The organism is Acinetobacter sp. 24-47-67, from assembly GCF_056779735.1.
This window is the reverse complement of record NZ_JBWYIK010000005.1, coordinates 1-13,885: the sequence shown is the minus strand read 5'-3', so window position 1 is coordinate 13,885 and position 13,885 is coordinate 1. Positions and strand designations below refer to the sequence as shown.

Annotated in this window: 9 protein-coding genes and 2 pseudogenes; 1 reads left to right on the top strand and 10 read right to left on the bottom strand. The window is 37.8% G+C overall.

Translation table 11 applies throughout. The features are described from left to right. Positions 1 to 119 precede the first annotated feature (119 nt). Positions 120 to 839 (bottom strand): tRNA (N6-threonylcarbamoyladenosine(37)-N6)-methyltransferase TrmO, encoded by a 720-nt coding sequence (gene tsaA, locus AC1M9K_RS07935; RefSeq protein WP_481588975.1) that lies wholly within the window; start codon positions 837 to 839, stop codon positions 120 to 122. Positions 840 to 944: 105 nt separating this feature from the next. Between tsaA and AC1M9K_RS07930 the strand changes: the two genes are divergently transcribed. Continuing rightward, positions 945 to 1,724, top strand: coding sequence for a ferredoxin--NADP reductase (locus AC1M9K_RS07930; protein ID WP_035267346.1), 780 nt, complete (start codon positions 945 to 947; stop codon positions 1,722 to 1,724). A 235-nt stretch (positions 1,725 to 1,959) separates the two neighbouring features. Here the strand turns inward: AC1M9K_RS07930 and AC1M9K_RS07925 are convergent, their stop codons facing one another. The 9 genes and pseudogenes from AC1M9K_RS07925 to AC1M9K_RS07885 all read right to left on the bottom strand — a co-directional run. Further along, positions 1,960 to 2,430 (bottom strand): transposase family protein, encoded by a 471-nt coding sequence (locus AC1M9K_RS07925; RefSeq protein ID WP_481588974.1) that lies wholly within the window; start codon positions 2,428 to 2,430, stop codon positions 1,960 to 1,962. Next, positions 2,378 to 2,692 (bottom strand): transposase family protein, encoded by a 315-nt coding sequence (locus tag AC1M9K_RS07920; RefSeq protein WP_481588973.1) that lies wholly within the window; start codon positions 2,690 to 2,692, stop codon positions 2,378 to 2,380. Before AC1M9K_RS07920 ends, AC1M9K_RS07925 begins: the two co-directional genes overlap by 53 nt. A 252-nt stretch (positions 2,693 to 2,944) precedes the next feature. After that, positions 2,945 to 3,256, bottom strand: a complete 312-nt coding sequence (locus AC1M9K_RS07915) for a hypothetical protein (RefSeq protein WP_481588972.1) — start codon at positions 3,254 to 3,256, stop codon at positions 2,945 to 2,947. Positions 3,257 to 3,315: 59 nt separating this feature from the next. Next, a pseudogene (locus AC1M9K_RS07910) lies at positions 3,316 to 3,642 on the bottom strand (tlde1 domain-containing protein); the annotation flags it as partial. 153 nt (positions 3,643 to 3,795) lie between these two features. Further along, positions 3,796 to 4,311 (bottom strand): annotated as a pseudogene (locus tag AC1M9K_RS07905) (RHS repeat domain-containing protein); the annotation flags it as partial. Between the two features lie 219 nt (positions 4,312 to 4,530). Next, entirely contained in the window at positions 4,531 to 5,172 is a 642-nt protein-coding gene (locus AC1M9K_RS07900; protein ID WP_143047428.1) for a tetratricopeptide repeat protein, read from the bottom strand. Between the two features lie 93 nt (positions 5,173 to 5,265). Then, the gene (locus AC1M9K_RS07895; protein ID WP_481588971.1) at positions 5,266 to 5,553 is read right to left on the bottom strand and encodes a hypothetical protein; all 288 of its coding nucleotides are present in this window, start codon (positions 5,551 to 5,553) and stop codon (positions 5,266 to 5,268) included. Beyond that, on the bottom strand, positions 5,553 to 10,322 hold the full coding sequence (locus AC1M9K_RS07890) for an RHS repeat-associated core domain-containing protein (protein ID WP_481588970.1): 4,770 nt from the start codon (positions 10,320 to 10,322) through the stop codon (positions 5,553 to 5,555). The genes AC1M9K_RS07895 and AC1M9K_RS07890 overlap by 1 nt, the downstream gene beginning before the upstream one ends. 17 nt (positions 10,323 to 10,339) lie before the next feature. Beyond that, positions 10,340 to 13,885: type VI secretion system Vgr family protein (locus AC1M9K_RS07885; protein WP_481588969.1), on the bottom strand; the 3,546-nt coding region annotated here is incomplete at its 5' end.

Here is a 13,885-nt window from a genome sequence, read left to right as displayed (position 1 = left end):
CCCATTCCTTGAGCCCAACTATAGCAAATTCTTTATTCAACATTAGCCTTTAGCCTATTCAGAATTTACAATTAAATTCATTAGATCAAATTCAGCTTTAAATACATCAGTCCAACAATTTATTCGTTTGCACAAAGTTCCAGTGCAAAGATCTCAACCTCAGTATCCACTTTAAATTTGACATTTAAGAGGCCGAAACTTAGCCCATAAATTCGCTCAGGATCATTTTGATAAGATGGTCTTGGGTCAAATGACAAAACTTGTTCCAATTCCTTGATTAAACTTTCAGCGACACATTGTTGATCCAACAGTTGATTTCGCTGAATTTCAGCAGTTTTTGACCAAACAACTTTTTTTTGAATTGGCTTATCCTGTGCATAACCGCTCGTCGCCTCAACCACGGCATCAGAATATTGAATATATGGTTTGATATCGATAACGGGTGTTCCATCTAGTAAATCACTGCCAGACACATACAATCTCAAAGAATCACCTTCTTTAAAAAGTTTTTTGAATTGTACGACTGACATGCCGATAGGTGCTGGACGGTACATGCTTCTTGTCGCAAAGACTCCCACTTTTTTATTTCCACCTAAACGTGGTGGTCTGACTTGAGGCTTAAATTTTTGATTATCTTGATTTTTATTATCGTGAAACTGCCAAATCAGCCATAAGTGACTGAAATCATGTATACCTTCAAAAGCCAGTTCATCATTATATGGCGCCAATAGTTCAATATAACTTTCAACATTTACTAAATTTGGCTGACGTGGAATACCAAACTTTTCTTTGTAGGGAGATCTCATTATACCAATCACAGGTAAAGTCAGCTCATTCATAATCACTTTTTTTGATAAGCTCAATTAAATATATTCAGTTTATCGAGAATGGTTTTAGTTTAGAATAGCAAGCTGTTCTAATTTGATAATTTATTGAGACCTTTAATGGCTGCTTTTAACGTCGAAAAGATTACTCACGTACACCACTGGAATGACACATTATTCAGTTTTAAAACGACTCGCGATACAGCATTGCGTTTTAAAAATGGTCAATTTGTGATGATTGGTTTAGAAGTCAATGGCAAGCCTTTAATGCGTGCGTATTCGATTGCTAGCGCGAACTATGAAGAAGAACTTGAGTTTTTCTCTATTAAAGTTCCAGATGGTCCTTTGACATCAATCCTACAAAAAGTAAAAGTTGGTGATGAAATTTTAGTTTCTAAGAAACCGACTGGTACACTTGTTCTTGATGATTTAAATCCTGGTAAAAACTTGTATCTTTTATCATCAGGTACTGGTTTAGCTCCTTTCCTTTCGACTATCCGTGATCCTGAAACTTATGAGCGTTTCGAGAAAATCATCGTTGTACACGGTACACGCTATATCTCAGAATTGGCTTATCAAGACCTTATTCAAAATGAAATTCCAAACCATGAGTTCTTTGGGGAACTTGGTGCGAAAGAAAAGTTAATTTATTACCCAACAGTTACACGCGAAGACTTCCATACTCAAGGTCGTGTTACAACTGCGATTGAAACTGGTGCTCTTTTCGAGAAAATCGGCTTACCTCGTTTTAATCCTGAAACTGACCGTGCAATGTTATGTGGTTCTCCTGCATTCCTTGACGATGTAGCTGCACTTCTTGATCAACATGGCTTAAAAGAATCTCCACGTATGGGTGTTCTTGGTGATTATGTGATTGAACGTGCTTTTGTTGAAAAATAAAATTACGTACAAAAAAAAACCGAGCTTTTTTGCTCGGTTTTTTTATGGAGTGTTTTATTTTCCCTATTATTTAAATCGATTTTATCTTGATTTAACTCTGTAGTAACTTTATTCAGCAATGCTGAACTAGAAGCAATATCGTCATTTCAGATATTCAACATTCACAGTAATCACTACCACTTAGTTTCTAATGTATTAACTTTAATACTAGTAAACAATAGGGTTCTTTCATAAATCATTTTTTACTCAGTTCCATATTGTATATTCCAGCAATTAAATTGAATCTTAAACCCAGTCTTTTTCCTCGATTACGATATCGCTCGGCAAGGATTTTGAAGGTCTTCAAAGTTCCAAATACATGCTCAATCCCAATTCTTCTTTTATTGATTTCTTGGTTATAAAGTTTTAGCTCAGGATGTAGTTTACAGCGCTTTTTTGCTTTTAATGGCAATAGACTATTTGGATACACTGCATAGATCCCTTGATAGCCTTTATCTGCAAGAATAAAGGTATTTGCAGGAATTTGATTTAAGTTCTGTTTGAAGAGCTCGAAATCATGTACCGCTCCACGACTTGTACATAAACTCAGAATTTGCTGAGTTCTATAATGAATAATGGCCTGTACTTTAAAGGTATGCGCTTTCTTTTTGCCACTATAGCTTTTCTTCTGTTTTTTTAGGTCTTTGTATTGGTATTTCTGTAGCATCAACAATCACCACATTCCAGTCGATGCCTTCACCTTCAGGCAAATTCTTCGGTAAATTAAATAGATTGGACTTGATCAGGCAGTCTTCTACATGACGTACGACTCTTGAAGCAGTGGGCTCTGACACACCAAAGCTTGTTGCAACATGGAATAAGGTTCTGTATTCGCGCCAATAACTTAAACACAGAAGGATTTGATCTTCTGTGCTCAATTTAGTTGGTCTACCTTTAGTAGGGACATACATTTTTAGTTGTTCAACCATTGAATCAAAGGTTGACCATGAGATGCTTGTGTATCGCTTAAACTGTGTTTCAGAAAGCTTCTTTGAATCAATGTATTTCATCCGCAGATTATGCATGAAGATTTAAAATTCTTCGGTACAAATAATCAACTAAAGATAGATCTTTTTTGATTTATGAAAGAGATATAATAGAGCTATTATTTTCTAATAATATATTTTCCCAATAATTTATTGAATCCTTATCTTTTTTATTAAGACTTTCATAACCCTTACTCATTTTAATTTTTTTATTTTTAGAATTAAATTTGTATTATCCCCCTTTGATAATAATTCATTTAAAAGCAACAAACCACCACCATTATACTCTAAATTTTTTGAGCCCAATATTATTATTGAATAGTAAAAATCATCTTGGTCTTTTTGATTTTTTCTTTCAATTTCTAATGACTGCTTTTCTAACCCACCAAATAAATAAAAATCTTTAAGGAAAAAAGAAATTAAAACTTTAGATGACTCTAATTGAAACCTCGAGTCAATCGATTTAAATTTATATAATAAAGCTAAATATAATATCAATATAGCCAAAATTAATACAAAAAAATGTAAGAAATTTTTTTTAAAATCATAACATATTCCATTCTAATTTATTTAACATGTAATATTCCATAAAGTTTAAGCTGTCTATTCTTTCTGTACCATTTATCCTCATACTCAATCGTTGAAGTCGATGTTTTGTCAAGCATTTCCTTTAATTTACCCCAACTCTCTCTCCCTTGTTGATCAAAACTACTGATTGTTACACAACCATGACTAACAGTACCCGGATGAAGGCGAAAACCGAATCGTTTATTACCATATTGGTCTATAATCTCATCATCTATTTTTTCATCAATTTTTAATAACCCGTACCAATGATTATTATTGGGTCTGTCTGGATTAGGATATTCCGTTATATAATATGATCCTGGTGGTATTGGTTTTTCGTAATTATTTCCATTAGCGTTAAATACTCCCTCTTGACTAATATGACCACCAGTGAAAGCACCTATCCTCATTGATTCTTTCGTATCAACATCTGTAATAATCATTGTATTATTTTTACTACTAAATCCTATTCCAACTTGCAACCCCATTGGATCGACCCACTGATTCGGATCACTTACATAAGCGAAGTTATTTAAACCACCTAATAGACTGATCGGGTCTTTACTTATATACCGTGCACTAAATGGTTCATAATATCTGTAACGGTTGTAATGTAATCCTGTTTCCTCATCATGATATTGCCCTTGGAAACGGATATCACTTTGTTCTAATGGGTTCTCTTGGTGCTTCACTTTGATCTGTTGTGTTTGTCCCCATGTATTCAGCGTTAACTCCCAAATACATTCACCTTGTTCATTACTTAAGGCTTGAGGTGTTCCAACTTGGTCACAGTGGTAGAACGCAATCTGTTCTAACTCTGTTCGACTCTTCCTTGAGTCTGTTCTCCACACTGGATCTTTATGGATGGAATACGGTTCTGTTTTAAACCTTTGGTAATTCGGTGTTTCTATCAGTTGTATAAAGTGTTGATACCCTGCTTGGAATAGCGGTACAAAGCTATTCGGCTCATAGATATAGTGTTTGATATAGCTTTGATTGCCTTGTTCTGTGTTGTTTTTATCTAATGAGTGCTCGGTTATATGCAGGCCAATTGGTTGTGCTGTAGATTTTGTGTGTAAGCTTCTTCATTTGAAAATTATATGGCTGAAGAAGCCCTTAAGAATAGCTTTGTGCAACAAAGCCATAAACACAATAAAAATTCTAGCCTACTATTTCATTTTTTTAAAATACAATATCAATAGGCTTTAAATTTACTAATTTTGATTTAAAACATCTAGTCTTTCTAAGTTTTCTTTAGCTAATAAAAATCCATTACTCAACGATAGTTTATACCAATATTTAGCTTTAACCATATTTTTTTCGACACCTTCGCCATGCTCATACATCCAAGCTAAATTATTTTGTGCTAATGAATCATTCATATTAGCAGCCAGTTGAAAATAATGGAACGCCTTATTATTATCTTTCCGAATTATCTTCCCATCGTAATATTGCACTCCAAGCTCAGTAATTGATGGCAAGAAATCGTTTTCAACTGAAAACTCTAAGTTTTCTAACATTTTATTACTATTATTTTGATCTCTATAAATTAAAGCCAATTGATAAGCCCCTAAACTATCTCCCAAGTTTTTGGCAGACAAAAACCACTTCTTAGCTTTTTCAACCTCATTTTTTTCTAGATACAAAAAACCTAAGGAATAATGTGCCGGCGAAAAACAATATTTAGCTGACTCAATTAACAAAATCTCAGCCTTTTCATAATCTACTAGAACATTATTCCCAACCAAATAAGAATAACCATAATAATAACTTTTATAAAAATTATCATTCATTTTGTTAATATTATACTTAACTTTCTTATTATTTCCCTGTAAATTATATAAACTATTCTCCATAACTTTATCCGCTATCGAATAATCAATATCAATACAGTTTGCATATACAAAAAAAGGGGAAAATAAAAATATAAACAAAAATTTAATCAAAGATCACCTCAACATAACAAATATAGAAATTAAAAACATGACCAAAAATACTATTTGCACTATATAAAAAATTTTTATTTTTTCACTATAATAGCCACCACCCCCTCCTTTAAATAAAATTTTTTTTATATATACAATATGATTTATACTTTTTAAGTTAAAATCAATATAACTTTCAACCTCTCCTTTTTCTAAAAGATATTTATACAAATAAAACCGAACTAAACAAAAACTTATTATAAAAAAAAGCAAACTCAAAATAAAAATTAAAACAATTAAACCATCAGTCATTATCTTAACCCCCCGAAATCTAAAGGTTTTGTTGGAAGCATTCTTTGATTTTGCCTAATTTGTTCATAATCAATTTTTGTTTCAGGAGCCAAGGCATCTTTTGATCTTTTCTCCCCACTTACTCCACTTACAGCTGCTCCTAATCCCACACCCACTGAAGCATTTCCATAAAGCCCTCCCCCCCTTGAATAACCAACACAAGTTTGTACTGCTAATCCTAGTCCTGCGCTAGCACACAATTCATAATATTTACCATCTGTTTGCGTACCCGCATTAATAACCTCTCTTGTTGAAGTAACTTCCAAAGCAACTCCGTATGCATTTCCGCCTCTAACATTATACTTCCCATTCCCATCATAGCCTGCAGATGCTGTTACACCAACTAAAGCTGCAGCAGTAGCGTTTACATTCATACCAGTAAGTACCCTATCAGTCATTTGATATAGTTCTGGTGCATCCTTAAGTCTAGTTGGTATTTTTGCTCCAGGAATGCGTTCAACAAATGCCTCTCTCATAGCGCTACCAAGAGTTTCATCCAACCCCAACGGATCCACCCACTGATTCGGATCACTTACATAAGCTGAGTTATTTAAACCACCTAATAGACCAATCGGATCTTTACTTATATACCGTGCACTAAATGGTTCGTAATATCTGTAACGGTTGTAATGTAATCCTGTTTCCTCATCGTAATATTGCCCTTGGAAACGGATATCACTTTGTTCTAATTGGTTCTCTTGGTGGTTCACTTTGATCTGTCGTGTTTGTCCCCATGTATTCAGCGTTAACTCCCAAATACATTCACCTTGTTCATTGCTCAATGCTTGAGGTGTTCCTACTTGGTCACAGTGGTAAAACGCAATTCCTTCCAACTTCGCTCTATTCTTTCTTGGGTCTGTTCTCCATACTGGGTCTTTATGGATTGAGTAGGGTTCTGTTTTAAATCTTTCGTAATTCGGTGTTTCAATCAATTTAATGAAACTTTGATACCCTGCTTGTAAGAGCGGTACAAAGCTATTCGGCTCATAGATATAGTGTTTGGTATAGCTTTGCTTGCCTTGATCTGTGTTGTTTCTATCTGTTGGATATAAACTGGTTTTTGATTCCCAGATCATTAAATCCCCATCCCAACCAAATAAGGTCAGGCTGTTGATTGTTTTGTTGGCTTTATATAAGCGTCGTCCAAAAACATCGTAGCCGTATTCAGTAATTTGCCCATTATGGTCGCTTTCGATTAAGCGATTTAAATTGTCCCACTTCAGTTTTAGTTGTTGGTCTGCCTGCTGGGTTTCAATCACATTACCTTGGGCATCGTATTTGTAGTGTTTGCCTTGATAGTGTTTCACCAAGTTGTTATTGATTTCTGCACTTTGCGTTACAACTGGGTCTACTAAGTTGCCCGCTGGGTCAAAATGGTAACGTTCAGTTTGCTTTGAGCTTTGCGCTTGTATTAAGCGACCAATCGCATCGTATTGATAACTAAGTATGCCTTTTTGACTGTCTTGAACTTGAGTCAACAAGTAGTTGGCATCATAAGTGTATTGGCGTTGTGCCTGATGTTGTGTTCTATTGGCTGTTTCTTGTTCTACGTGTATATGCTGTGCAATCAGCAATCCAACGTCATTATATTGGTTGCTTTGGATTAAACCATTGGCAAGGTAACGTTCTGTTTCTCGGTGTAGGTCATCACGTTTAAAACCAACCATATCTTTTTTATTTAGGGCAATACCGTAGATATGTCCTGATCCATAAGTTAAGTGGCTAATTTCCTGACCATCCGGACGAACAGTTTTGATGAGATTGCCGAGTTCATCGTATTCATAGCGTAGTACTGCAGTCATTGGTTTCAGATTTGGCACTTGGTAGTGTTGGTGTTCTCTAACCAATTGTCCTATCGCATTATGGTAGAAGTCGTTTTGGCTCTGTTGGTTCTTTGCTTGAATTAACTGGCTATTCAGATTGTAAGTAAACTCTTCTGTTTGTTGTTCTTTACTTTTGCGGTGAATGTAGGTTTTTGACGCAATTTGTCCGTCTTCATAGTAGCCAAATTGTGTGATGATATTCGGTTGTTGAATGTGGCTAAGTCGACCAAGCTCATCGTAACTATAGTGTTTTTCTTCACCATCAAAGGCTTGTTCTCGTGTGAGATAACCATAACTGTTGTATTCGAATACATATTCTGCATGGTTTTGGTTGATAAGTTTCTGTATACGCCCTTGTTTATCCCAGTGATAAGCAATTTGGTGTTTGTTGGTATCAAGGCGTTTTTCTAATAGCCCCACTGCATTGTAGTGATATTGAGTCACCAGTCCTTTGGTATCAATGTGTTTGAGAAGGCGTCCTTCTTGGTCATGTTCAAAGTGTTCTTTTTGTTCATCTGGGTAAATGATCGTTTTGAGTTGGCCTTTGTCTATACCTTGATCACTATAGATGTATTGCACACCTGTTTGATCTGCGGCTTGTTGTTGCTTAAGTAGCCCTTCCTCATCATATTGCCAAGCACTTTCTTTACCCGAACAATCGATATAGGAGATCATTTGTCCAAGGTCGTTGTATTGGATTTTCTTAACACCACCTTTGGCATCAGTAATTTCAATCAATTGACCTTCGGCATTGTAATTATATTGTGTTGTGTGACCCAATGGATTGATTTCTTTGGTCATCAAGCCATCTGCATTGTATTCGCGTTTCCAAATATGACCTTCAGGATCTTTTATTTCAGTTAGATTTTTATATTCATCATAAGCAAATCGAATCACTCCGCCATTTGGTTGAATGATTTTACTCAGCTGACCTTCTTCATTGTATTGCTGTTGAGTTTCACGACCACTGTAATCAATCTCTCGAGTGATACGTTTATGTTGATCACGTGAATACCATTTTTCACGACCATCTGCTAATCGAATACGATAAGTAAAACCATCTAAATCAAAGTAGTAATAAGTCGGCACGTTGTAAGCATCATACACAGCGACTTGACGCAGACGAGGATGCCATTTTAAAGTTGTTTTAAAGCTTCCATCATCCGCCCATTCTTCAATGGCTTTTGCATTTGGTTCATTCGAATCATAACGAATATTTTGACCACGACCTGATCGATCGGTATAACGTGTTAATTGATGATACGCATTATATGAATACTGACGAGCGTGACCATTCTCATCATATGCTTCTACTAAATTTCCGTCATGATCGTACCCATAACGAGCAAGAGGTTGTTCTTGATCATCCACAAATATGGCGATAATTTTTGCTTGATCATTGTAAGCAAATTTCAAAATTTGCTGAGTCTTCTTAAAATTAAAATGGACGGTTTGTAAATAAGCTTTGCTATTTAGCAAGATATAACGAAGATCAACTTGTTCTTGAGTTGATGAATTTTTCTCTTGTGTAAGCTGATAACTTTGACCTTGATCGAATGTACTAAATTGATAATCCCATTCTGTTCCAAAATTTAGGACTAATTCACCCTGTTCATTTAGACGCGTTGTAATACCTTGGAATGGAACTTCATAGGATTCACTCATAATGATCGATGGCAATTGTTGTTTTCTGCCTTTCGCATCAATAAACAAATAACCCTTTTCATTTGGAACAATCAAATTAGAAAAAGGCATTAACCAACGAGTACCCAAAGCACCGTTATCGAATTCCGCCATTTGGGAGTTATAAAGTCGATTGAATACTAATCCCAGCTTAGGTAGGCTGAAGTCTACATGGGAAACTCGTTCAGCACCTATAGAATAGCTAATACTATGAGCAGTATTGGTTTCAGCACTTGTTGTTGGTTCAGCTGGATTCAAACATGGAGGATCCATTAATGCATCTGCTTGCAAACTTACAAATTCAAGGATATCGCCATCAGTTTGACGCTCAAATTCACCAGTTTGATTAATCGGAACACTGGCATTTCCCTTATTTTGATTATCTTGAATAGCTTTAAGTGTTTGTTGAATGAGCCAACCAAGACTGTATTGCAAGCTTGGGTTTGTCTGATTCTGCAAATCGTTACTAATCGAAGTAATCGCCTCTACAAGTAAAGTTTCAAAATGACTTGAAGTTGCTTCAATTTTAGGCGTTAAATCTGCTTGAGGCTCAACACTGAGTAAATCTATTAATGGTATTGCCCAATTTTGAAATTGTAAATTTGGATCTCTTTTTTCAGCTGATGCGCTCGATGTTGTTTCCGTTGCAACAGACGATAATGAAGATGATTGAAGAGATTTTAGAATCTTAACAGCCAAGGCATTTGCATTCGTTAATAAGTCCGCTAATTTAGCTTGTGTCTCTTTTAGATAGGTCTCTAAATTCCCTGCCATTCTTGCATTAAGATGTAATTCCATACGTCGAATGTCAGTTGACTTAATTTTACCATTTTCAGGATATAGACATTCAGCCATTAATCCTAAAATGGGACGTAAACCCATCCTTGCATGTGCTTCATGTTTAGGCTCTGCAAACAATCCAATTAAATTCGCACCAAGCAAAGCATTTCGTTGTATTGAAAGCACTTCTGTTTGAGGAGACATTGCATACAACAATAAATCAAGCACACTTCCACTTAAAGCATATATATTAGCTACAGTAGTTATATGGGCATTTGCTTTGACTTTAAGTAATGATGTTTGGCCACAGACCACAAGGAAATTTTCAATTTGATTAGCAATAACTTGTAAGTCAGCTACACTACTCACACTGTCTAAATTAAATACAGCAAGTTCAACACTCGATTGTGCATTATTAGAAACTTGTTCGTTTTCAGTTGCCATGACTAACCTATATATTTTTAATCTTTTAAGTTTTTCGCGTTATATTGTTCTAAATCAGGACGATCATTACTCGTTTTTAATCGAGTTGTTTCCGTATATTTAATGCCGCCAGATTGATAATATTTTTGTGAAATAAACTGATCATCTGCTGATGTTGAATTGTTTGTACTCACATCTACTTTATTCACTTGTATAGGCTTATTAATCTCAACAGTCTTTTGATTTGTTAACAATGGAGCTGGATTCGATTTCGTACTGATTCTTGTTGTTTCGGTATACGTTAATCCGCCAGATTGATAATATTTCTGTGCAATGTAGTCATCAGTTACAATGACCTTTTCAGATTGATTCGTAATATTTTCCTGATCCAATGCTGTATCAAAATTTGTATTTGGCATAAACCCAGTTGAATTCATAAAATTCGGAATCAACTTCGATGTGGCCTGCTGAGTTATAAAATCAACGCCTTGCGTACGAATCATATCTAGTGATTGAGAAGGATTTACTGCCATTTGGCTTATAGTCTTCAATTGATCAGGACTTAAACCTAAATTTAATTTTTCTGAAATTCCACCTAAAGTAGAACTTGCCACTTGATTTTTGAGTTGCCCAACAGTTTGGTCTGCTAGACCTTTTAAAGCATTCTTGCCTATATCCTTTAAATTCATACTATCAAGTTGAGTCAAATTATTTTTAACTTGAGCCATTAAATTCTGACCCAGCTGATTTAAGCTCGAGTTCACAAAATTAGATGCACCAGGAATTACTGCATCTGCCCAATCATAACTTCGCGAAAAATGACTTGATAATGCCCAAGGACTTCGCTCATCTTTATCAAAAATCACTTGTGCACCACCAGGAGCAATTCCTGTTACTTGAGAAAAACCATTCGCATCTAATTTCCCTGTTATTGTCTTCCCAAGAGAGTCAATAACTTTATATCCAGCTCCTTTAAAGAATTCACTTCCACCATAACTTCTTAAAAGATTCAATGCGCCTTTTAACGGTTGCATTGTTGGCAATTGAGCTGAAGTACTTACACTCGCTCCCGGCTTAAATAAATGTTGTCCAGCTTTGACTTCAAACTTACCAGCTGTGGTCGGTAAAACTCCCGAACTGCTAATTTCAATCTGTGAGCCGCCACCGATCAACACTATTTTTTTTGCCGCTTTAATTTCAATTCGATCTTCCGTGGAAATAATCTGCACACCCTTTCTTGCAATCAGATCAGCACCATCTCCTTGAGCTTGAATCTCGATCTTGCCTTTCCCTGCATACAGTCGTGCCCCTTCTTGCGTTGCAAATAAGCTGATCTTTTTGCTGGCATGTCCGATGATACTGTCTTGCGTGCTGGTGTTAATGCTTCCTTGTGCAATTTGGTTGATCTGCCCATCTGCACTGAGGTGGATGTCTTCGTTACTTTCTATGGCAATTGAACTTGGTGAAGCCAAGAGCATGATCGCTTGTTTAAAAGCCGCGGCTTTGCTTTGGTCTTCGCTCTCTAAGTTCTTGAGATAGCCCTGTAGGTTTTCGAGTAAGCTCAGTGGATCAGTTTGTTGATTTTTTGCCACTTCACTCAAAGCTTTGGCATTGTTTAAGCTACTTTCGAGTTGTTGTTTGGCTTCGCTTGCATCGAGATGGTTTGCTTTGGCTTGTTCTTGTTTGTAGGTGGAGATGAGTATGCCTTCGCCTGCTCGTACTGCACCCCATTGGTCTGTTCTGAGTTCGAAGCCTTCACCTCGTCCTTCACTTTCTGCGGTTGCTTTGGGATGACTGAGATTCCCTAGGTTGAGTTGGCTCGCCCCGTGGGTGTTTTGCAGTTGAGTGGAAATTTGTCCTGTGGTGTCATCAAAGCGGAGTTGTCCATAGCCTTCGCCTTGGACTTCTTTACTTTTAATCCCTGCGAGTTTTTTGGTATCTGGCAGTTGGCCTTGACTGTCAAATCGAGTTGGGCTGCGTTGGGCTTCATGTAGGCGGCCCACCACAAAGGGACGGTCGATGTTGCCGTCAAAGAAGTCGATGACCACGATTTCATTGATTCGAGGAAGGAAGCGTGCACCATAGCCTTCGCCTGCCCATGGGGTCAGTACATCGACCCAAGCTGAATCGGTGTCGTTGTTGTTACTGCCGGCACCGCCATCAAATTGGTGGTCTTCTGCTCGGGTAAACAGGAAGCGTACTTTGATGCGTCCCCATTCATCGACATGGATTTCTTCTCCTGCAGGTCCCACCACTTTGGCGCGTTGCGGATGGGTGCTAGGTCGATGTTGTAGTGGGTTGTATTCGGGTACGGTTTTGATGTTGCGTCGTTGTAGGATGAGTTCGCTGGCTTGGCGTTCTTGGTCCGTGTGGGTTGCTTGGTTGGTGTTTGTCTTGTGTTTTGGCGTCCATTGGCTGCGTTGTAGCAGTTGTTGGACTTGTTGGTCTAAGTCTTTGGGTAGGTTGTTTTGGTTGTAGTAGCGTTTGCCAACAATGAGGAATTCTTGGTCAGCTCCGCTGTGTTGTTCAATTTCTGGATGGCCATCGAGTTTGAACCAGTAGCCGACTTGGCTGTCTCTGACGCTGGCTTTGGCGATGAATTGTTTGCTTTGTCCGGCGTAGTAGTCGCTGAGGTGTTGGTTGAGTTTTTCAACTTGACCGTTACCTGAGGCGGTGGCTTGGTCTTCGCCTTTGAGGTCTTGGATCCATGCAGGGCTGATGTGCCATGCTTGTTCGAGGCCTAGGCTGGCATTGTCTTGGTGGTCACTGTGTTGGTGTTTGCTTTGTACTGACCCTGCGCCTTCTTCTTGTTCGAGGGCTGTGGCTTGCCAGCGTTGTAGGTGGACTGCGGTGGGTTGTAGGCTGCGTTGTCCGATAAAACTGGTGATGCTATCAAATTGTTCTGTCGCATCACTACGGTGGTAGCGAATGTTGCGTCGGTTAAGCGCTTGGTATTGGCTGTTGTCATCAATCAGGCGGAGCTTTTGTGCTTCAATCGGGCTGTTGTTGCTCGATACAATCGGTTGGGCTTCATCAATGAGCCAGTTAATGCCTTCACTGCGTAGTAAGCGAGTCAGAAAGTCGTAGTCACTTTCGTTGCTTTGCATGATGAAGGGTCGGATATCGTATTGTTGTTGTAATCCACTATGGTCTAGGCTGAAGCTCGAGGCAAAGAGTGGGCTTTTGTTTTGCCATTCTTCAAAGAGGATTTCCACCACTTCGACCACGGATTTGTTCATAAATACGCGGCTGTTGCGGCGTTTGTGCCACAAGTTTGTTGCATCGTTGAGCGTGAGTTTGTAGAGGGTCAGTGCCCCATCGCTTTGTCCTTGTGAGGCTTCGGTGATGATACCAGTGGTTCTAAACAGGGTGCCTTGATCAGTGACTTGATCGACGGCCACTTGTGTGCCGATGAATTGTTTGAGTGGAATTAAGGCATTGGTCGAGAGACAGATGAGTTCTGCTTGCACGCCTTCGTTAAGGGCATGGCTGCCATCGATGCGTTGTAGGAAGACTTGGCTATTCAGTTGTGAATGACTGAATTGGATGTGGAGGGCTCTGTTTTGGGCGGTTAGGCCGAGCTG

Bases quoted from the DNA above. Each gene is read 5' to 3' on its own strand.
- tsaA (WP_481588975.1), bottom strand. From the start codon at position 839: ATGAATGAGCTGACTTTACCTGTGATTGGTATAATGAGATCTCCCTAC.
- AC1M9K_RS07930 (WP_035267346.1), top strand. From the start codon at position 945: ATGGCTGCTTTTAACGTCGAAAAGATTACTCACGTACACCACTGGAAT.
- AC1M9K_RS07925 (WP_481588974.1), bottom strand. From the start codon at position 2,430: ATGCTACAGAAATACCAATACAAAGACCTAAAAAAACAGAAGAAAAGC.
- AC1M9K_RS07920 (WP_481588973.1), bottom strand. From the start codon at position 2,692: ATGGTTGAACAACTAAAAATGTATGTCCCTACTAAAGGTAGACCAACT.
- AC1M9K_RS07900 (WP_143047428.1), bottom strand. From the start codon at position 5,172: ATGGAGAATAGTTTATATAATTTACAGGGAAATAATAAGAAAGTTAAG.
- AC1M9K_RS07895 (WP_481588971.1), bottom strand. From the start codon at position 5,553: ATGACTGATGGTTTAATTGTTTTAATTTTTATTTTGAGTTTGCTTTTT.
- AC1M9K_RS07890 (WP_481588970.1), bottom strand. From the start codon at position 10,322: ATGGCAACTGAAAACGAACAAGTTTCTAATAATGCACAATCGAGTGTT.